The following is a 20,013-nucleotide window of genomic DNA, read 5'->3' as shown; positions in this document are numbered from 1 at the left end:
AAATCTAGCTTGTGGGCATTTTTTGTGTGTTTTATACTCAATGAAAATCAAAGAGCAAACTAGGAAGCGAGCCGCAGGTTGCTCAAAACAATGTTTTGAGGTTGCAGATGGAAGCTGACGTGGTTTGAAGAGATTTTCGAAGAGTATTAATTGATTAGTTAGCCAGTCCCCATACACTAAGAGAGCGTTCTGTAACTGGGAAATCTCCATAACCTTCAGCATTGATGGTTACTTGGTCAGGATGGTTACCAAGCAAATCAATAAAGGTTTGGTCAGCCCATTCTTGACCGACGAACATGGTTTTAGAGTTTGCTTGGGCATTAGAAATCACGATGGCAAGTGGTGATTGATTCTCAGCTCCTGAACGGACCCAACCGATACAATTAGGGTCATCAAAGTAGTCCGTTTGCTCTCCATAAGCCAACTCTTTTCGAATAGCTAGCAAACGGTCAAGAACATCTTTGAAATCTTGCTGAGCATATTGACCAGAAATACCGTAGTAGTCTCCGTAAAATACACATGGAAGCCCTTCTTGACGTAGGAGAATAAGAGCGTAGGCTGCTGGTTTAAACCATTCTTCAACAGTGGATTCAAGAGCTTGGCCACGTTGAGTATCATGGTTATCGACAAAGGTTACAGCTCGGTCTGGATTGAGTTGTACTAGACTATCCTCAAAGATGGTTGTTAAATCATAGTCTTCTCCAGCCTTGCTTGCTTCAAAGAGATTTTGGTGAAGGCGAACATCGACAAGATCAAAGCGCTCTTCAATCTTTTCAAGGTAATCCAGATTTGCTTCCTTATCTGGATTCCAGAATTCTCCAAAGACATAGAAATCTTGGCCATATTTTTCTTTGATATCGCGAATGAAGTTGCGCATAAAGAAAGAGTCTATGTGTTTGACTGCATCTAAACGGAAACCAGCTACACCAGTTGTTTCCATAAACCAATCTGCCCAATCGTAGATATTTTTTATCACTTCAGGATGTTTGAAATCTAGATCGGCATACATGAGATAGTCGTAATTGCCATTCTCATTGTCGACTAATTCTTCATGAGCCCAGCCTTTATTGTCTCCCTGTATCAGATAGATCCCAGATTTACGGCGTTTGGCATCATAGTCAGTTCCAGTAAAGTGGTACCAGTGCCAGTGGAAGTCATTGTAGGTGTTTTGTCGTCCATCAAAGGTAAAACCAGTCCAGCCATTGATGATAAAAGGTTCTCCTAGTTCCACTGTTCGATCTTCGGGATCCACTTCTATCACTTGGAAAGATTCTAAATGGTCAGCGGCTGCCTTATGATTTAAGACGATATCAGCCATTGGTTGAATCCCATGAGATTTTAAAGTTTGGATGGCATGAAGATAGTCTTCTTTAAAACCATACTTGGTACGTACAGTACCCTTCTGATTAAATTCTCCAAGGTCAAACAAGTCATAGACGCCATAACCAACATCCTTTTCATTTGTTGCTTTAAAAGCAGGTGGCATCCAAATGTGACTAATACCTAAGTTAGCTAGGTGTTCAGCGTCGTCAGCGAGACGTGTCCAGTGCTGACCGTCGTGGGGCAAATACCACTCAAAATATTGCATTAGGGTTTGATTTTTCATAGTTGATCCTCTTACTTACAGTGATGAGAATTATTGTAGCATAAAGCCAAAGAATATGCAAACGTTTGCGTTATAATTAAACTCTTTGAATTTTATGTCTATTTTTCAACTGGAAGTGTTGAAATACTATAAAAGAAAAATAGTAGGACTGATGGGAGGAAAAATTCTCTCAGATAGGGCAAGATGATGGATAAATCAATAGTTTCTATTTTGTGAATTGTCATAAAATTTGTTATAATAGTGTTTATGAATAAAGTATTCGTCAGTAGACGTGTTGAAAAAAAACTAAACCAAGGTCTAGTGCTTTTGGAGGAAATTGATTTTCCAGAACTATCTGAAACTGATCAAGAAGTCGAGTTATTGAGTCAAAACAAGCAGTTTTTGGGCAAGGCCTATTTATCTCGTCAAAATAAGGGGATTGGTTGGTTTGTAACGAACCAGAAGCTTTCTTTTAACCAAAAATTCTTTGAAAGTTTGTTTGAAAAAGCCAAACAAAGACGTTCTGCTTACTATCGAGATGAGTTGACAACTGCCTTTCGTTTGTTTAATCAAGAAGGCGATGGTTTTGGTGGAATGACTCTGGACCTCTATGGGAATTATGTTGTTTTCTCTTGGTATAACTCCTATATCTATGGACTTCGCCAACAGATTTTAGCAGCTTTTGCTCAGGTTTTCCCTGAAGTCTTAGGTGCCTATGAAAAGATTCGTTTTAAAGGTCTAGACTATGAGTCTGCCCATATCTATGGTCAAGAAGCACCAGAACATTTTACAGTTCTCGAGAATGGTGTCCTCTATCAAGTCTTTATGAACGACGGTCTTATGACAGGCATTTTCTTGGATCAGCATAAAGTGCGTGGTAGCTTAGTTGATGGTTTGGCCATGGGCAAGTCCTTGCTAAATATGTTTTCCTATACAGCAGCCTTCTCAGTTGCTGCAGCTATGGGGGGAGCTAGTGAAACAACCTCTGTAGACCTAGCCAAACGTTCAAGAGAACTGTCAGAAGCTCATTTTCATGCCAATGGACTCAGTCTTGACAGTCATCGTTTCATTGTTATGGATGTCTTTGAATACTTTAAATACGCTAAACGTAAGGGCTTATCTTATGATGTGATCGTTCTGGATCCACCTAGCTTTGCCCGTAATAAAAAGCAAACTTTCTCTGTAGCTAAGGACTATCACAAGTTGATTTCCCAGAGTTTAGAGATTTTAAATCCGGGAGGTATGATCATTGCTAGCACCAATGCTGCCAATGTTTCCCGTCAAAAATTTATAGAACAAATCGACAAAGGATTCGCAGGAAGAAAATATCAGGTTCTTCAAAAGTATGGGCTTCCAGCAGACTTTGTTTACAATGAAAAAGATGAAAGTAGTAATTACCTTAAGGTGATTAGCATGAAGGTAACTAAATGAAATTAGTCGTTTCAGTAATGCCAAAGAGTTTAGAAGAGGCGCAAGGAATCGATGCCATGAGGTATATCGATGCTGATATCATTGAGTGGCGGGCCGACTTCCTACCAAAGGAAGCTATTTTACAGGTAGCTCCAGCTATTTTTGAAAAATTTGCAGGTCGCGAACTCCTCTTCACCCTACGTACTCGTGCTGAGGGAGGCGAAATCGATTTGGATTCGGCGGAGTATGTACAAATTATCAAAGATGTAGCTCAACTCTATCAACCAGAATACATTGATTTTGAGTATTTCTCCCATAAGGATGTTTTTGAAGAAATGCTTGATTTTCCAAATCTAGTTTTGAGTTATCATAATTTCCAAGAAACTCCAGAGAATATGATGGAAATCTTATCCGAACTAACCAGCCTAACGCCAAAAGTGGTTAAAGTATCTGTTATGGCTCATACAGAACAAGATGTATTGGACCTTATGAACTTTACGCGTGGCTTTAAAACACTGAACCCAGAACAAGAATATGTGACGATTTCTATGGGGAAAGTGGGCAAGGTTTCTCGTATTACTTCAGATGTGACGGGTTCTAGCTGGTCTTTTGCAAGTCTGGACGAAGCCAGTGCTCCAGGACAGATTTCACTTTCTAGCATGAAAAAAATTCGGGAGATACTAAATGAAGATTGATGGCTACACACGTTTAGCAGCTGTAGTCGCCAATCCTATCAAACACTCCATTTCACCCTTCATTCACAATCAAGCTTTTGAGGCAACCAATACCAATGGGGTTTATCTTGCTTGGGAGGTAGAAGGAACTGACTTGGCAGAAACAGTTGCCAACATTCGTCGTTACCAGATGTTTGGAATCAATCTTTCTATGCCCTACAAGGAACAGGTGATTCCTTATTTGGATCAATTGAGTGAAGAAGCTCGTTTGATTGGTGCTGTCAATACAGTGGTGAATCGAGAGGGAACTTTAATTGGATATAACACAGATGGCAAGGGATTCTTTAAGAGCTTGCCTTCTTTTAAAATATCTGGGAAAAGAATGGTATTGTTAGGAGCAGGCGGTGCAGCCAAGGCAATTTTGGCGCAGGCAATCTTGGATGGAGTCAGTCAGGTTTCTGTCTTTGTACGTTCGGCTTCAATAGAAAAAACAAGACCTTACTTAGAAAAACTGCAAAATGAAACAGGGTTTAAAGCAGATTTATTTGCTTTAGAAGATGTTTCTGAACTGCAAGCAAGGATAACTGATTCGGATTTACTGGTAAATGCGACTAGTGTTGGTATGGATGGAGTATCTCTGCCAATCCCAGCAAGTGTCCTTTTACCAGAGAAGCTTTTGGTAGCTGATGTGATTTATCAACCCTTTGAGACACCATTTTTAAAGTGGGCAAGAAACCAGGGCAATCACGCTGTTAATGGCCTAGGCATGTTGCTTTACCAAGCTGCGAAAGCTTTTCAGTTATGGACAGGTAAGGAAATGCCAACCGATCAAATCTGGGAATTACTAAAACAAAAGTATCAAAAATGAAAAAAGGAGAACTGCTATGAAAATCAGAATAGACCTTCCCCACCATCCTTATGATATTCAGATTGAAAAAGGATGCCTGTCTCAAGCAGGAAAATGGTTGCGGGAACTTTGGCAACCGCAAAAAGTCGTTATCATTACCGATAACCATGTGGCTTCTCTCTATGCAGAAAAAGTTAAATTGAGCCTAGAGGATGCTGGTTTTCAAGTGGCAGTTTTTGACTTTCTAGAGGGTGAAGAGCGAAAAAATCTAACCACAGTTCAAAAGGCTTATGAATTTCTAGTTAAGCAAGACTTGACTCGCAGTGACGGCATCGTAGCTTTAGGTGGTGGTGTCGTTGGTGATTTGGCTGGCTTTGTAGCCTCAACCTATATGCGAGGGATTCACTTTGTTCAAATTCCGACCAGTTTGACTGCTCAAGTCGACTCTTCAATCGGTGGTAAGACAGGAGTGAATACTCCTTTTGCTAAGAATATGGTAGGAACTTTTGCCCAGCCTGATGGTGTTTTGATTGACCCAACGGTTCTTGAAACCCTAGGTAAACGAGAGTTGATTGAAGGAATGGGTGAAGTCATCAAGTATGGCTTAATTGAAGATCCAGAACTCTGGGACTTGTTATCTGAAATGGATGGTTCTGTAGAGAGTATTTTGGAGCATTCAGAAAGTTTGATTGAGCATTCTTGCCAGGTCAAGCGTAAGATGGTAGTTGAGGACGAATTGGACAATGGCATTCGTTTGTATCTCAACTTTGGTCATACAATCGGCCATGCTATCGAAGCAACTGCTGGTTATGGACGTGTCATGCATGGTGAGGCAGTAGCGATGGGAATGGTTCAGGTCTCTAAAGTAGCCGAACAAAAAGGACTTATGCCAGCTGGAATCACTCAGTCTATCCGAGAAATGTGTCAGAAATTTGGGCTTCCTGTGGATTATGAAAACTGGGATGTTGATAAGCTTTATCAGGCCTTGACTCATGACAAAAAAGCACGTGGCAACACCATGAAATTAGTCCTGGTACCAGAACTTGGTTCAGCAAGGATTCACCCAGTTTCTCTCGAAGAAATGAAAGATTACCTAGTAAAATAAGGAGAATGTATGAGATATTTAACAGCAGGAGAATCACACGGTCCTCGTCTGACAGCAATTATTGAAGGAATTCCAGCAGGCCTTCCTTTGATTGCTGAGGATATCAATGAGGATCTCAAACGTCGCCAAGGTGGTTACGGCCGTGGTGGTCGTATGAAGATTGAAAGTGACCAAGTTGTCTTTACTTCTGGTGTTCGCCACGGGAAGACGACAGGGGCTCCCATTACCATGGATGTCATTAACAAAGACCATCAAAAGTGGCTTGATATCATGTCTGCAGAGGATATTGAAGACAAACTTAAAAGTAAACGAAAAATCACTCATCCTCGTCCAGGTCACGCTGACTTGGTAGGAGGTATCAAATACCGCTTTGATGATTTGAGAAATTCCTTGGAACGTTCATCTGCCCGTGAAACGACTATGCGAGTAGCAGTTGGGGCTGTTGCCAAGCGTCTATTGGCTGAGCTTGATATTGAAATTGCCAACCATGTTGTTGTCTTTGGTGGCAAGGAAATCGATGTTCCAGAAAACTTAACAGTCGCAGAGATTAAAAAACTAGCTGCCCAGTCAGAAGTTTCTATCGTCAATCAAGAACGTGAGCAGGAAATCAAGGATTATATTGATCAGATTAAACGTGATGGAGATACCATCGGTGGTGTTGTTGAAACTGTTGTCGGTGGTGTTCCGGTTGGTCTTGGTTCCTATGTCCAATGGGATCGCAAACTAGATGCAAGATTAGCTCAAGCAGTTGTCTCCATCAATGCCTTTAAGGGTGTGGAGTTTGGACTTGGTTTTAAAGCAGGTTATCTCAAGGGTAGCCAAGTCATGGATGAAATTCTCTGGTCACCAGAAGATGGCTATACTCGTCGGACTAATAATCTTGGAGGTTTCGAAGGTGGTATGACCAATGGTCAACCGATTATTGTTCGTGGGGTTATGAAACCAATTCCGACTCTTTATAAACCATTGATGAGCGTTGATATTGAAACCCATGAGCCTTATAAAGCAACAGTAGAGAGAAGTGATCCAACTGCTCTTCCAGCGGCAGGTGTCGTTATGGAAGCAGTCGTAGCAACAGTTTTGGCTCAAGAAATCCTTGAGAAATTCTCCTCTGATAATCTGGAAGAATTAAAAGAAGCTGTTGCTAAACATCGGGAGTATACAAAGAATTATTAAGGAGTTCTTATGGCTAAAACCATCTATATCGCAGGATTGGGTTTGATTGGTGCTTCCATGGCACTCGGAATCAAGCGGGATCATCCTGATTATGAAATTTTAGGATACAATCGTAGTCAAACGTCTAGAGATATTGCCTTGGAGAGAGGAATGATTGACCGTGCGACGGATGATTTTGCCAGTTTTGCTCCACTTGCAGACGTCATCATTCTTACCCTGCCAATCAAGCAAACCATTGCTTTTTTACAAGAATTGGCAACTTTGGAACTAAAAGAAGGTGTCATTATTTCTGATGCTGGATCGACCAAGTCAGCTATCGTGGTTACAGCTGAGAACTGTTTTGCAGATAAGCCTGTTCGCTTTGTAGGGGCTCATCCTATGGCAGGTAGTCATAAGACAGGAGCGGCTTCTGTCGATGTTAATCTTTTTGAAAATGCCTACTATATCTTTACGCCATCAAGTTTAACTAGTCCTGACACGCTTGAAGAAATGAAGGACTTGCTGTCAGGTCTGCACGCTCGTTTCATTGAAATCGATGCTGAAGAGCATGACCGAGTGACTTCTCAGATTAGCCATTTTCCTCATATCTTGGCATCAGGTTTAATGGAACAAACTGCTAGTTATGCTGAAGAACATGAGATGGCACGACGCTTTGCGGCAGGTGGTTTTCGTGATATGACTCGGATTGCTGAAAGCGAGCCAGGTATGTGGACTTCTATTCTCTTATCCAATCGAGAGACCATTGTTGAACGCATCGAGGACTTCAGGGGCCGTTTGGACGAGATTGGACAAGCTATCAGTAAGGGTGATGAAAACCAAATCTGGAATTTTTTCAATCAAGCGCGTGAGCAACGTCAGGCTATGGAAATCCATAAACGCGGAGGAGTAGATAGCTCATTTGACCTTTATGTAGATGTTCCCGATGAGGAAGATGTGATTTTACGCATCTTGGAATTGCTACGTGGAACTTCTTTGGTCAATATCCATATCAATGAGGAAAATCGTGAGGATGTTCACGGGATTCTGCAAATTTCCTTTAAGAATGCTCAGGATTTAAAACGTGCTGAGCAAGTCATTACAGAAAATACAAATTACACAGTCGTTATTAAATAAGGAGGACAATTATGTCAAATATTTATGATAGTGCAAATGCACTTAGTCGTGGACTACGCGAATTGCCTGAATACAAGGCAGTTAAGGAAGCTAGAGATGCCATCCAAGCAGATGCAGAAGCTAGCAAAATTTTTGCAGATTATATTGCTTTTCAGCATGAAATCCAAATCATGGCACAAACTGGTCAAATTCCAGACGCTTCTTTTCAAGAAAAAATGGAAAGCTTTGGTAAACAGATTCAAGGCAACTCTCTCTTGTCAGAATTCTTTGCCAAACAGCAACAACTTTCTATCTACCTTTCTGATATTGAAAAAATTGTATTTGAACCAATTTCAGAACTTTTAAAATAAGAATTTACCTCATAAAGTCAGGAATTTTTAAGAAATTTCTGACTTTTTATGATAAAATAAGAAAAAGTATTGTCAGTATGAGGACCACTATGAAATTAAAAACAAACATTAAGCACTTAAATGGTAGTATTCGGGTACCAGGAGATAAGTCCATCAGTCATCGCTCGATTATTTTTGGAAGCTTAGCTGAGGGTGAGACTAAAGTTTATGATATCCTGCGTGGTGAAGATGTCCTATCAACTATGCAAGTTTTTCGTGACCTTGGTGTTGAGATTGAGGATAAAGACGGTGTCGTTACCATTCAAGGTGTTGGGATGGATGGATTGAAAGCCCCTAAGAACGCTCTCGATATGGGGAATTCTGGGACATCTATTCGTTTGATTTCAGGTGTACTTGCTGGTGCAGATTTTGAAGTGGAGATGTTTGGAGATGACAGTCTTTCTAAACGTCCTATGGACCGTGTGACCCTTCCTTTGAAAAAAATGGGAGTTAGCATTTCTGGTCAGACAGAGCGAGACTTGCCACCGTTGCACTTAAAAGGTACAAAAAATTTAACACCTATTCATTATGAATTGCCGATTGCCTCTGCTCAAGTTAAGTCAGCCTTAATTTTTGCAGCTTTGCAGGCTCAGGGTCAGTCTGTCATCATTGAGAAGGAGTGCACTCGTAATCATACAGAAGATATGTTGCGTCAATTTGGTGGAGACTTGAGTGTCGATGGTAAGAAAATCACAGTTCAGGGGCCACAGAAACTAAGTGGGCAAACAGTTGTCGTACCTGGAGATATTTCCAGTGCAGCCTTTTGGTTAGTCGCAGGTTTGATTGTTCCAAATTCTCGTGTGGTACTTAAGAATGTTGGTATTAATGAAACACGTACAGGGATTATCGATGTTATCCGTGCTATGGGTGGCAAATTAGAGATTATTGATATTGATTCAATTGCTAAGTCTGCAACCTTGACTGTTGAAACTTCAGATTTAAAGGGAACCGAGATTGGTGGAGCCTTGATTCCACGTTTAATTGATGAATTACCAATTATTGCGCTCCTTGCTACCCAAGCTCAAGGTCAAACAGTCATCAAAGATGCAGAAGAACTCAAGGTCAAAGAAACGGATCGCATTCAAGTTGTTGCTGATGCCTTAAATAGCATGGGAGCAACTATTACTCCTACAGCAGACGGCATGATTATCAAAGGGAAATCTGCTCTCCATGGATCCAGAGTCAATACCTTTGGAGACCACCGTATCGGCATGATGACAGCCATTGCAGCGCTTTTAGTGGCAGATGGGGAGGTTGAATTGGATCGGGCAGAAGCCATTAATACTAGCTACCCAAGCTTCTTTGATGATTTGGAGACTTTGATTCATGGCTAAGGTTTTACTTGGATTTATGGGGGCAGGAAAATCTACTATTGCTAGAGGATTAGATCCTGACTTTGTAGACATGGATGCCTTGCTTGAAGACCGACTGGGGATGCCAATTGCTCGTTTCTTTGAAGAAAAAGGAGAAGCAGCCTTCCGTCAGATAGAAGAAGAAGTTTTGGCTGACCTACTAAAAACGGACCAAGTCGTGTCTACTGGTGGTGGAGTGGTCATTTCTCAGAAAAATCGTGCCTTGCTCAAGCAAAATTCAGAGAATATCTACCTAAAAGCAGATTTTGAGACCCTTTACCAGCGAATTTCAGATGATAAGGACAATCAACGCCCGCTATTTCTAAAAAATAGTAAGGAAGATTTGGCAGGGATTTTTAATGAAAGACAGGCTTGGTATGAGGAAGTGGCTAGTAAAGTTATCGATGTGTCCAAGCTAAGCCCAGAGGAAATTATAGAGGAATTGACATGAAAATTGCCTATCTAGGTCCCAAAGGATCTTTTTCGCACCATGTGGTGCAAACGGCTTTTCCTCATGAGGAACTGGAGCCATTTTCAAATATTACAGACGTTATTAAGGTCTATGAACAGGGATTGGTAGACTATTCAGTAGTGCCAGTTGAAAATTCCATTGAAGGTAGTGTTCATGAGACACTAGACTATCTTTTCCATCAGGCTCGCATTCAAGCTGTGGCAGAGATTGTTCAGCCAATCCACCAACAATTGATGGCAGTGCCAGGGCAATCTAAAATTGAGAAAATCTTTTCTCACCCACAGGCATTAGCACAAGGGAAGAAATTTATTGACGAGCATTATCCAGATGCGCAACTAGAAGTCACTGCCAGTACAGCCTACGCTGCGCGCTATGTTTCTGAGCATCCTGATCAACCATTTGCGGCAATTGCCCCAAGAAGTTCTGCAGAGGAATATGGTTTAGAACTCATCGCTCAAGATATTCAAGAAATGGAAGCCAATTTTACTCGTTTTTGGGTTTTGGGAACTAAATTACCACAAATCCCCTTGAGTCCAGGTTCTGAAAAGATGAGTCTAGCTTTGACCTTGCCAGATAATTTACCTGGTGCACTTTACAAGGCACTCTCGACCTTTGCTTGGCGAGGGATTGACTTAACCAAGATAGAAAGTCGTCCCCTTAAAACTGCACTTGGAGAATACTTCTTTATCATTGATGTTAACTATAGAGATAAAGAACTGGTCCACTTTGCTCAAAAAGAATTAGAAACGATTGGAATCCAGTATAAAGTACTAGGTGCTTATCCTATCTATACCATACAGGATAAAGGAAAGGAGAAGGAATGACTAGAGAGAATCCTTTGACACACCATGAAAAACTGAGATATGACTATCTTTTGAAAAATATTCATTATTTGAATGAGAAAGAAAAGAGGGAATTTGACTTTTTACATGCTAAGTTAGAAGGTCAAAAAGGTACAGAGGAAGTTTTCAATCCAGAAGCCAAAGAACAACTTCTTTCAGACTCTGGTATCGACCTACCAACCTATGCTAATCGTAGCCGTTCTAGCCGCCGTAGTGGTGGAGCTCAACTGGAAACGAAGGTTCCAAAAGCTAAGAAGTCAAAGAAAAAAAGAGGTTTTCGTTTTAAACGCTTATTTGCTTGGTTAGGGATGTTATTCCTTTGTGTAGCAATTGGAATGATCGTCATGTTCTTAAAGGGATTCCAATCGGCGAATCCTAATAGCTCAAATGGTCCCAAAGATGCCAAAGCTGCTCAGGTTGAGGTTTTTAATGGACAAGATACGCGTGATGGGGTTAATATTCTTATTTTAGGAACAGACGGCCGTATTGGACAGAATAGTGCAGAAACACGGACAGATTCCATTATGGTTCTGAATGTAAGTGGCAAAGATAAAAAATTGAAGCTCGTTAGCTTTATGCGTGATAACTTGGTCTATATTGATGGATATAGCCAAGTCATCAATGGTCAAAAACAGACCGACCATAAATTAAACTTAGCCTACGAATTAGGGGAACAAGAAGGTAAACAAGGAGCCGAAATGGTCCGCAAGGTCCTCAAGGATAATTTTGATCTAGACATCAAATATTATGCCCTTGTCGATTTCCAAGCCTTTGCGACAGCCATTGATACGCTTTTCCCTGATGGTGTGACCATTGATGCTCAGTTTTCAACTCTAAACGGGGTCCCAGTGACAGAAGCGACTGTAGGAGATGACTTGCACGCAACGGAAACTGAGTCACCGACTCAAACCATTCGAGCTGGGAAACAACAGATGAATGGTTCGACTCTTCTCAACTATGCACGTTTCCGTGATGATGATGAGGGGGACTATGGCCGTACTCGTCGACAACAGCAGGTCATGACAGCTGTCTTGCAGCAGATTAAAGATCCGACAAAACTTTTCACGGGCTCAGAAGCACTAGGAAAAGTATTTGCCATGACCTCTACAAACCTTCCATATACTTTCTTATTGACCAATGGCTTATCAGTCCTTGAAGGAGGTCAGAATGGTATTGAAAGATTGACAGTTCCAGAACTTGGAGACTGGGTAGACGACTTTGACGTATACGGTGGTCAATCCCTTCGAGTGGACCAAAAAGCTTACCAAAATAAACTGGCCCAGATGGGATTTAGGTAGACTGAAAAAAACGAATCAGAGCTTGGTATACCTATGGCAACAGGTGTCTCGGGCTTTGATTTTTCACATGGTTAGATGGATTTATAAACTGTTTTTATGGTATAATAGAATGATGTATTCTATCAGGAGAGGAAGAGAATAAGATGAGTGATTTAAAGGCAATTCAAACTCGTAGCTTAGAGATGGCTGAATATTTTGTCGCCTTTTGTAAAGAACACGATTTACTCTGTTATTTGTGTGGTGGAGGAGCTATTGGAGCTCTACGAAATAAAGGTTTTATTCCTTGGGATGATGATTTAGACTTCTTTATGCCTCGCAAGGATTATGAAAAATTAGCAGAGCTATGGCCTCGTTATGCGGATAAGCGTTACTTCCTATCAAAAAGTGATAGAGACTTTGTTGACCGCAACCTCTTTATCACTATTCGAGACAAGGAAACAACTTGCATCAAGCCTTACCAACAAGATTTGGACCTCCCACACGGCTTGGCTCTGGATGTTCTTCCCTTGGACTACTACCCTAAAAATCCAGCTGAACGTAAGAAACAAGTACGTTGGGCTTTGATTTATTCCCTCTTCTGTGCACAAACCATTCCAGAAAAACATGGAGCCCTCATGAAATGGGGCAGCACTATTTTATTAGGATTAACTCCTAAATCCCTTCGTTATCGTATCTGGAAAAAAGCTGAGAAAGAAATGACCAAGTATGGTCTAGCAGAAAGTGATGGCATCACGGAATTATGCTCAGGTCCAGGATACATGAAAAAGAAATATCCAATTCAAGCATTTGAAGATAATATTTTCCTACCATTCGAAGGAACAGAAATGCCTATTCCAGTTGGTTATGATGCCTATCTCAGCACAGCTTTTGGTGACTACATGACACCACCGCCGGCAGACAAGCAAGTGCCTCACCACGATGCCCTTATAGCAGATATGGATAAGAGTTACACTGAATATAAGGGAGAATATGGAGCATGATGAAAGAAAAAATTAGCGTTATTGTTCCAGTCTATAATGTAGAAGCTTATTTGGAACGATGTGTTGAGTCAATCTTAAAGCAGACTTATACCAATTTTGAATTGCTTCTTATTGATGATGGTTCGACAGATCAGAGTGGTGCCTTGTGCGATCAGTTGGCATCTAAAAATGAAAATATCAAAGTTTTTCATATTAAGAATGCAGGAGTCTCGAATGCTAGAAATATAGGTATTCAACATTCAAGAGGAGAATGGATTACTTTTATTGATAGTGATGATTTTATTACACCAGATTACTTGGAAACTTTAATAAGTGTAGTTGACAGTGACGAGTCTATAGGGGTTAGTATAGCACGTCTCCATCATATAAAAAATGGTCAAATTACAGAATTACCGAATTTTTCAGGAAAAGAAGAGAAATGGTCGACAGAGCAGACGATGAGAGAATTATTGACGACAACTAGAACTTCTTTTTTCCCTGTTGCAAAATTATTTAAAAGAGAGATTGTTTCAAGTTTTACATTCAATACAGACTATCATTTGGCTGAAGATGCTTTATTTTTAACAGAAGTCTTACTAAAAACCAGATGTACTAGTGTATTTGTTGATAAACCAATCTATTATTATGATCATCGTCAGGGAAGTGCAACAACTTCTGTCAACGATCATGTATTTGATACCATAGAGGTCTATAAAATTATTATTTTTGAAGTTTTTCAAATATTTCCAAAACTAAAAACTGAATTAGTGAATAGAGAATGTTGGTCATATATCACAGTGTACGATAAAATAATCTTTACAGATTCAAGTCAATATCCAACAGAAAAAATTAAGTTGAGAAAGTGGATTATTAAACATTTATCTGAGATATTAAAAGATCCTTATTTTACTAATTTTCGAAAAATAGCCGTTTTGTCCCTCCTTGTTTCTCCATGGATCTATAGACAAATCGTCGGCTTAAATCAATAATGTCATTTAAAGGAGTTGAAGATGAATTTTTCAAAAACGAATGAATGCTTTGAAAAATCAAAATTTTGGATTTCATATCTATTTGTTTTTATTTCGATTTTAAGCATGAGTTCCCTAGTGTATAAAGTAACAAGTCCTATTTATAAAGGATTATCAGCAATTGTTGTTCTTTGTATTTGTTTAACCTTATTTTTAAATTGGAAACGAATAGAAATTGATAAGAAATATCTAGGTTTATTTGGACTCTTAGCAGGTAGTCATCTAGTAGCAACAGTGGTTAATCGTTCGGGTCACTTGCTTGGGAATATGATTGAAATCTTCTTTATGATAGCCTACATTTTGCTATTTACTATGGTGAATTCAGAATATCTTAAGAAGTTAATTCGCTTGATTGCTGGAACGGTTCAATTTGTTTCTTTTTTCTCTGCTATATTTGCCTTTGTTCTTTTAATATTTAGAATTTTAATATTATTTAAAATTGGAGAACACTCCTATTATTATGGTGTTATGAATGGTCGTTTATGGGGAGTTGTTAACCCAAATGCAAGTGCTATTTTTTCTTATATTAGTATTGTTTTTGCTTTGTATCTCATCCACAAAGGAAGTAAGTACTCGATTTATCTGAAGATAAATAATGTAATTCAATTTCTAAATTTTGCGGCTATGCAAAGTAGAGGTGCCTTATTATCAGCCGTTTTAATGCTGGGATTTTATTCGCTTTTTATTGCCAGAGGAAATCTACTGAAAAAATGTCTCACATTTCTGGTTGCTGGTACCTTAATTGTAGCTAGCAATATTGGTATTAGTTATGTAACTTCAGTATATATTTTAGCTGCTAAGGCAACAGTCATTGACTTAAATAAAGGTGAGTCTTATTCTGAGACAGATTCGGACGTAGCTAAGAAAAATGGTGAACTTCACCTAATCGAAACAACTCCAAGCGGACGTACTTATATTTGGGAAAATGCTATTAAAATGGGAAGTGCAAAACCATTATTTGGATATGGTGTTCGAAACGTCACTGATTATTATACAGAGTACTTTAGCAAATTTGAAATTCAAAATTCACTAATTGGTGGTAATTTCCATAATATATTGATTACAATTTTTGTAAGTTCTGGATTATTAGGACTCATTTCTTTCATACTCATAATCGCTTATGTAAGTTTACGTTTTATAACTTATTTAGTTGTGACTAAGAAAAATGATGAAAAATTAATTATAATTCTATTTTTTGGGATTCTATTTGGTCAATTATTTGAAAGTCAGATCATCTACTCCACAAATTTTATCAACATAATTTTCTGGTTAGTAATTGGTTATGGTTTAACGATTTGTTTGAAAGAAAAAAATATCCGTTATGAGGAAGTAACAGATATTTCCGAAATTCAAAAAATGGAATTAGGAATTATGGAGTACATTCATGAAGTTTGTCAGAAAATTGGTGCCAAATATTTCTTAGCTTATGGTAGTCTAATTGGGGCAGTTCGTCATAAAGGTTTTATTCCTTGGGACGACGATATGGATATTTGTATGCTTCGAGATGATTATGAAAAATTACAAGATTATCTGATTGCACATCCAGATGAACGATATGAACTCATGTCTTATAAAAATAATATCAATTATGTTTATCCTTTCATGAAGATCAAAGATAATCAGACCTATCTAGTCGAGGAGGATGTGCGAATTGATTCGAATATGGGGATCTATGTAGATATTTTCCCTGTAGATGGTTATGAAGATGATCAGGCGTTTAAGGATAAAATGACCAAAATCATTAAAAAACGTCAATTAAGTTGTTATACTTTCAAAGGAATTACGAATACTAAAAGTGTAGTCAATTCAATGATTCGCTATATTTCTGTTATGATCTTTTATTTCACAAACACAAATAAGTATGTTTCTCAAATCGATGAATTAGCAAAATCTAGAAAAGTAGAGGATTATGAACAAGTAGACTACCTTATTTATAAAGATATGAATAAACCTGTTTGGAAACGCGAATGGTTAGAAAATGTTGAAACTGGCAATTTTGAAGGTAAGGAATTCATGATACCAAACCACTACCATGAAATTCTCACTTCAGATTATGGGGACTACATGCAGTTGCCACCAGTAGAGCAACAAGTTTCTCACCATGATTTCAAACTATGGAAAATTATAGAGAATGGATAATTTTTTTCGTCTTAGAAAAGAGCAAAAATTAGGAGTGACAAAGATGTCTGAGAGAATTTTAAGCTTAGAAGAAATCAAGCAAGTAGAACTTGATATTCTAGAGTATTTACATAAAATCTGTGAAAAACATGATATTAAGTATTTCATCGATTTTGGAACCTTGCTAGGAGCTGTACGTCACCAAGGTTTTATTCCTTGGGATGATGATACAGATATTTCCTTAGCTCGGGATGAATTTGAAAAACTTTATAAGGTTTTAAAAAATGAAAATCATCCATACTATAAAATGATTTCCTTTAGAGAAACAAAGGGCTATCCATATAGTTATATGAGAGTCTATGATATAAGAACACGTAGAGATGCCAATCTTAGAGATTCTACGGTTGTGTTAGGAACCTGTGTTGATGTATTTCCGTATGATGGTGTTGCAACAGAGAAAAGTGACCGTAAAAAAATGAAACTCTACCAATATCTTATTCGCCTCTCTTCTTTAAATTTTAAGGGGATTAAGTCTGAGAATGGGGGACTTAAAAATCTACCTCGCTACATTGGGTCAGCTATTTTTCAACTAAGTTCCCCACAAACTTGGAATCAAAAACTAGAGAATCTGGCTTTGAAATATAGTTTAGATCAATCTAAGTATCTTGCTTGTACGATATTTGATCCTAGCTTTCCAGAGGGAATCAAAAAAGAATGGCTCTATGATCTGATTGATCTACCATACGAAAACATCGTAGTAAAGGCTCCTAGAAAATACCATGAAATACTTGTTTATGAATTTGGAGAAAACTATATGACTCCACCCCCTATTGAGCAACAAGTTCCAGGAGGAGATAAGAATTATTGGATTGATTAACGAAAAAGTCTAGAAGAAATAGAGAAAGTTTGATGTATTATGAAATCTATTAAAAAATCAATATTATTTAGTGCCTTGTTCTTAGCGGCATCAATCATTCAAGCACCGACAGTCAATGCAGATACTATCTCAGCAGGTGCAGGGAATCGAATCCATTTTATCAATACAAAAGCTAAATCTGGAAGTGATGCTATCCTACTAGAAAGTAATGGTCATTATGCCTTGATTGATATGGGAGAAGATTATGATTTCCCGGATGGTTCGGATCCACGCTATCCAATTCGCTGGGGGATATCCATTCGAAATTATCAGGTCATGGAAGATCGTTTGATTCGCCACCTTGATCAGTTAGGTGTAAAGAAATTGGATTTTATACTAGGAACTCATGTTCATAGTGACCATATAGGTGGAGCAGATGAAATTCTTAATCGTTATCAGGTTGATAAATTTTATTTGAAAAAATATTCTGATAAACGAATTACAAGTACTTGGGGATTGTGGGATAATCTTTTCAATTACGATAATGCTCTCCGCGCTGCACAGAACAAGGGAGTTAAACTTATTCAAGACATAAAGGATGAAGATAGCCATTTTAAATTTGGGGATATGGATATTCAACTTTATAATTATAAAAATGAATATGATGCTGATGGAAACCTAAAAAGAGTTCTTGATGATAATTCCAATTCAATTGTTGCAGTAGTGACTGTAGCAGGAAAAAGAATTTATCTTGGTGGTGATTTGGATAATGCTGAGGGAGCTGAAGATAAATTAGGACCTGTTATTGGAAAAGTGGATATGATGAAATGGAATCATCACTACGATGCCAAGATTTCTAATACAATTGGATTTATAGACCATCTCTCTCCTAGTATGGTCATCCAAACAACTGGAGGAGATATTAACCTCGCTTCAACGAGAGACTATCTTCAAAAGAAAAATATCCAAGTGATTCACGCATCTAGTCAAACTCAGGATGCGACTGTGTTTGATATTAGTGATAAAGGATTTACAAACGTTTCAGGGGATTTTCCAAATATTCCTACTGTTGATGAGAAATGGTATCAAGAAGATGGCCATTGGAAATATCGTTTGAAAGATGGTCAGATGGCTATCGGTTGGAAAGAAATTTCTGGAGCAACATATTTCTTTAATGGAAAAGGTCAAATGCAGTCTGGTAGATGGGTGCATGTAAATGACGGCTGGGATCCACATAGTGACGGCGACTGGTATTATCTTAATACAGATGGTAAAATGCATATTGGTGGTTGGTTCTATCATGATAATACTTGGTACTATATTCAGTCGAATGGTGCAAGACGATACAATGAATTAGCTGAAATTGGTGGGCAAAAGTATCTGTTTGATACAGATGGTAAAATGCTTACTGGTTTACAAGTCTTCAAAGGTAAGAAGATGCTCTTTGCAAGTAGCGGTGCTTTGCAAACAGAAGGGACAGCTTCAAGCTGGCAAAAGCTAGGTTCAAACTGGTATTATTATGATGAAGATGGTCTTCGAACAGTGGGCTTGAAGAAAATCAATGGACTAACCTACTATTTTGATAATAATGGGATCATGCAAACTGGTTGGGCCATGATTGAAGGTCATTGGAATTATTTTGCAGGTTCTGGAGCGATGAAAACAGGCTGGATTAAGGATGGTGACACTTGGTATTATCTAGATAAAGATGGTGTCATGCTAACGGGTCTTCAAGAGATTGATGACACTCGTTATTACCTCAATGCAAGTGGTGCTATGCAAACTGGTTGGGCCATGATTGAAGGTCATTGGAACTATTTTGCAAGTTCTGGAGCTATGAAAACAGGTTGGATCAAGGATAAGGATACTTGGTACTATCTAGATAAAGATGGTATCATGCTAACCGGTCTTCAAGAGATTGATGGCACTCGTTATTATCTCAATGCAAGTGGAGCAATGCAGATAGGCTGGAAATGGTTTGACAATCATTATAGTTATTTCACAAGCAGTGGAGCTATGAAAACAGGTTGGCTCAAAGATAAGGACCTTTGGTACTATCTAGATAAAGATGGTATCATGCTAACCGGTCTTCAAGAAATTGATGGCACTCGTTATTACCTTAATGCAAGTGGAGCCATGCAGACAGGCTGGAAATGGTTTGACAATCATTATAGTTATTTCACAAGTAGTGGAGCTATGAAAACAGGTTGGCTCAAAGATAAGGACCGTTGGTACTATCTCAAACCTGATGATGGTGTCATGGCAACAGGTCTTCAAGAAATTGATGGCACTCGTTATTACCTCAATGCAAGCGGCGCTATGGAGACTGGTTGGAAATTGCTAGATAACCAATATTACTACTTTACAGAAAGTGGGGCCATGAAGACAGGTTGGTTCAAAGATAAAGGGCTTTGGTACTATCTCAAACCTGATGATGGTGTCATGGCAACAGGTTTTCTAGATGTCGATGGCACTCGTTATTATCTCAATGCAAGTGGTGCTATGGAGACTGGTTGGAAACAACTGAATGGCAACTGGTATTATTTCCAAGCAGATGGTTCCTTATTGAGAAATGGGACAACACCTGATGGCTACAAGGTCAATCAAGATGGCATTTGGAGCTTGAATCCTGATAAAGTAGAAGTTCAGGGAAGTCAAGAAGAACCTAAGAAGGATTCTGATAAGCCAGTTGAGAAAGAGAAGCATTCAGCAGAAGACAATGAAAAAGATGAAGCTGCTGAAACAAAACAGACTTTGAAGGCAGATAAAGAATAATCTTAGTTGCTTTG

At 38.8% G+C, this 20,013-nt stretch carries 17 protein-coding genes; 16 read left to right on the top strand and 1 reads right to left on the bottom strand.

What is annotated here, in order from left to right; translation table 11 throughout:
* Positions 1–154 precede the first annotated feature (154 nt).
* Complete coding sequence (locus QEZ38_RS00765; RefSeq protein ID WP_281334681.1) at positions 155–1,606, bottom strand: alpha-amylase; 1,452 nt, start codon at positions 1,604–1,606, stop codon at positions 155–157.
* 246 nt (positions 1,607–1,852) lie between these two features.
* Here QEZ38_RS00765 and QEZ38_RS00760 point away from each other — a divergent pair, with 246 nt between their 5' ends.
* The 16 genes from QEZ38_RS00760 to QEZ38_RS00685 all read left to right on the top strand — a co-directional run bounded on the left by QEZ38_RS00760 (position 1,853) and on the right by QEZ38_RS00685 (position 19,999).
* Positions 1,853–3,016 (top strand): class I SAM-dependent rRNA methyltransferase, encoded by a 1,164-nt coding sequence (locus tag QEZ38_RS00760; protein ID WP_281334680.1) that lies wholly within the window; start codon positions 1,853–1,855, stop codon positions 3,014–3,016.
* Entirely contained in the window at positions 3,013–3,690 is a 678-nt protein-coding gene (gene aroD, locus QEZ38_RS00755) for a type I 3-dehydroquinate dehydratase (RefSeq protein ID WP_049508709.1), read from the top strand. The genes QEZ38_RS00760 and aroD overlap by 4 nt, the downstream gene beginning before the upstream one ends.
* Positions 3,680–4,537: a shikimate dehydrogenase gene (locus QEZ38_RS00750; protein WP_281334679.1), complete on the top strand. Its 858-nt coding sequence runs from the start codon at positions 3,680–3,682 to the stop codon at positions 4,535–4,537. Before aroD ends, QEZ38_RS00750 begins: the two co-directional genes overlap by 11 nt.
* A 16-nt stretch (positions 4,538–4,553) precedes the next feature.
* Positions 4,554–5,621, top strand: coding sequence for a 3-dehydroquinate synthase (aroB, locus tag QEZ38_RS00745; protein WP_281334678.1), 1,068 nt, complete (start codon positions 4,554–4,556; stop codon positions 5,619–5,621).
* Positions 5,622–5,630: 9 nt separating this feature from the next.
* On the top strand, positions 5,631–6,797 hold the full coding sequence (gene aroC / locus QEZ38_RS00740) for a chorismate synthase (protein ID WP_281334677.1): 1,167 nt from the start codon (positions 5,631–5,633) through the stop codon (positions 6,795–6,797).
* 9 nt (positions 6,798–6,806) lie between these two features.
* Entirely contained in the window at positions 6,807–7,910 is a 1,104-nt protein-coding gene (locus tag QEZ38_RS00735; RefSeq protein ID WP_281334676.1) for a prephenate dehydrogenase, read from the top strand.
* 11 nt (positions 7,911–7,921) lie between these two features.
* A complete protein-coding gene (locus QEZ38_RS00730) occupies positions 7,922–8,260 on the top strand; it encodes a YlbF/YmcA family competence regulator (RefSeq protein ID WP_036757185.1) in 339 nt (112 codons plus the stop codon).
* An 89-nt stretch (positions 8,261–8,349) separates the two neighbouring features.
* Entirely contained in the window at positions 8,350–9,633 is a 1,284-nt protein-coding gene (aroA, locus tag QEZ38_RS00725; RefSeq protein WP_281334675.1) for a 3-phosphoshikimate 1-carboxyvinyltransferase, read from the top strand.
* Complete coding sequence (locus tag QEZ38_RS00720; RefSeq protein ID WP_281334674.1) at positions 9,626–10,102, top strand: shikimate kinase; 477 nt, start codon at positions 9,626–9,628, stop codon at positions 10,100–10,102. The genes aroA and QEZ38_RS00720 overlap by 8 nt, the downstream gene beginning before the upstream one ends.
* Positions 10,099–10,947, top strand: a complete 849-nt coding sequence (gene pheA, locus QEZ38_RS00715; protein ID WP_281334673.1) for a prephenate dehydratase — start codon at positions 10,099–10,101, stop codon at positions 10,945–10,947. The genes QEZ38_RS00720 and pheA overlap by 4 nt, the downstream gene beginning before the upstream one ends.
* Positions 10,944–12,263, top strand: a complete 1,320-nt coding sequence (locus QEZ38_RS00710) for an LCP family protein (RefSeq protein ID WP_281334672.1) — start codon at positions 10,944–10,946, stop codon at positions 12,261–12,263. Before pheA ends, QEZ38_RS00710 begins: the two co-directional genes overlap by 4 nt.
* Before the next feature lie 143 nt (positions 12,264–12,406).
* On the top strand, positions 12,407–13,243 hold the full coding sequence (locus QEZ38_RS00705; RefSeq protein ID WP_281334671.1) for a LicD family protein: 837 nt from the start codon (positions 12,407–12,409) through the stop codon (positions 13,241–13,243).
* The gene (locus QEZ38_RS00700) at positions 13,240–14,211 is read left to right on the top strand and encodes a glycosyltransferase family 2 protein (RefSeq protein WP_281334670.1); all 972 of its coding nucleotides are present in this window, start codon (positions 13,240–13,242) and stop codon (positions 14,209–14,211) included. Before QEZ38_RS00705 ends, QEZ38_RS00700 begins: the two co-directional genes overlap by 4 nt.
* Positions 14,212–14,232: 21 nt before the next feature.
* Positions 14,233–16,389, top strand: coding sequence for a LicD family protein (locus QEZ38_RS00695; RefSeq protein ID WP_281334669.1), 2,157 nt, complete (start codon positions 14,233–14,235; stop codon positions 16,387–16,389).
* 43 nt (positions 16,390–16,432) lie between these two features.
* Positions 16,433–17,245 carry a LicD family protein gene (locus QEZ38_RS00690; RefSeq protein ID WP_153224956.1) on the top strand — a complete coding sequence of 271 codons (813 nt, stop codon included), beginning with the start codon at positions 16,433–16,435 and terminating at the stop codon, positions 17,243–17,245.
* A 39-nt stretch (positions 17,246–17,284) separates the two neighbouring features.
* A complete protein-coding gene (locus tag QEZ38_RS00685; protein ID WP_281334668.1) occupies positions 17,285–19,999 on the top strand; it encodes an MBL fold metallo-hydrolase in 2,715 nt (904 codons plus the stop codon).
* Positions 20,000–20,013 lie beyond the last annotated feature (14 nt).

This window comes from Streptococcus taonis, assembly GCF_029948085.1.
Lineage (GTDB): Bacteria > Bacillota > Bacilli > Lactobacillales > Streptococcaceae > Streptococcus > Streptococcus taonis.
This window is presented reverse-complemented; position numbering and strand designations above follow the sequence as displayed.

What these genes read in the sequence shown, in the direction of transcription:
- aroD (WP_049508709.1), top strand. Translation starts at nt 3,013, where the DNA reads ATGAAATTAGTCGTTTCAGTAATGCCAAAGAGTTTAGAAGAGGCGCAA.
- QEZ38_RS00690 (WP_153224956.1), top strand. Translation starts at nt 16,433, where the DNA reads ATGTCTGAGAGAATTTTAAGCTTAGAAGAAATCAAGCAAGTAGAACTT.
- aroC (WP_281334677.1), top strand. Translation starts at nt 5,631, where the DNA reads ATGAGATATTTAACAGCAGGAGAATCACACGGTCCTCGTCTGACAGCA.
- aroB (WP_281334678.1), top strand. Translation starts at nt 4,554, where the DNA reads ATGAAAATCAGAATAGACCTTCCCCACCATCCTTATGATATTCAGATT.
- QEZ38_RS00720 (WP_281334674.1), top strand. Translation starts at nt 9,626, where the DNA reads ATGGCTAAGGTTTTACTTGGATTTATGGGGGCAGGAAAATCTACTATT.
- QEZ38_RS00750 (WP_281334679.1), top strand. Translation starts at nt 3,680, where the DNA reads ATGAAGATTGATGGCTACACACGTTTAGCAGCTGTAGTCGCCAATCCT.
- QEZ38_RS00705 (WP_281334671.1), top strand. Translation starts at nt 12,407, where the DNA reads ATGAGTGATTTAAAGGCAATTCAAACTCGTAGCTTAGAGATGGCTGAA.
- QEZ38_RS00735 (WP_281334676.1), top strand. Translation starts at nt 6,807, where the DNA reads ATGGCTAAAACCATCTATATCGCAGGATTGGGTTTGATTGGTGCTTCC.
- QEZ38_RS00700 (WP_281334670.1), top strand. Translation starts at nt 13,240, where the DNA reads ATGATGAAAGAAAAAATTAGCGTTATTGTTCCAGTCTATAATGTAGAA.
- aroA (WP_281334675.1), top strand. Translation starts at nt 8,350, where the DNA reads ATGAAATTAAAAACAAACATTAAGCACTTAAATGGTAGTATTCGGGTA.
- QEZ38_RS00760 (WP_281334680.1), top strand. Translation starts at nt 1,853, where the DNA reads ATGAATAAAGTATTCGTCAGTAGACGTGTTGAAAAAAAACTAAACCAA.
- QEZ38_RS00710 (WP_281334672.1), top strand. Translation starts at nt 10,944, where the DNA reads ATGACTAGAGAGAATCCTTTGACACACCATGAAAAACTGAGATATGAC.
- QEZ38_RS00730 (WP_036757185.1), top strand. Translation starts at nt 7,922, where the DNA reads ATGTCAAATATTTATGATAGTGCAAATGCACTTAGTCGTGGACTACGC.
- QEZ38_RS00765 (WP_281334681.1), bottom strand. Translation starts at nt 1,606, where the DNA reads ATGAAAAATCAAACCCTAATGCAATATTTTGAGTGGTATTTGCCCCAC.
- QEZ38_RS00685 (WP_281334668.1), top strand. Translation starts at nt 17,285, where the DNA reads ATGAAATCTATTAAAAAATCAATATTATTTAGTGCCTTGTTCTTAGCG.
- QEZ38_RS00695 (WP_281334669.1), top strand. Translation starts at nt 14,233, where the DNA reads ATGAATTTTTCAAAAACGAATGAATGCTTTGAAAAATCAAAATTTTGG.
- pheA (WP_281334673.1), top strand. Translation starts at nt 10,099, where the DNA reads ATGAAAATTGCCTATCTAGGTCCCAAAGGATCTTTTTCGCACCATGTG.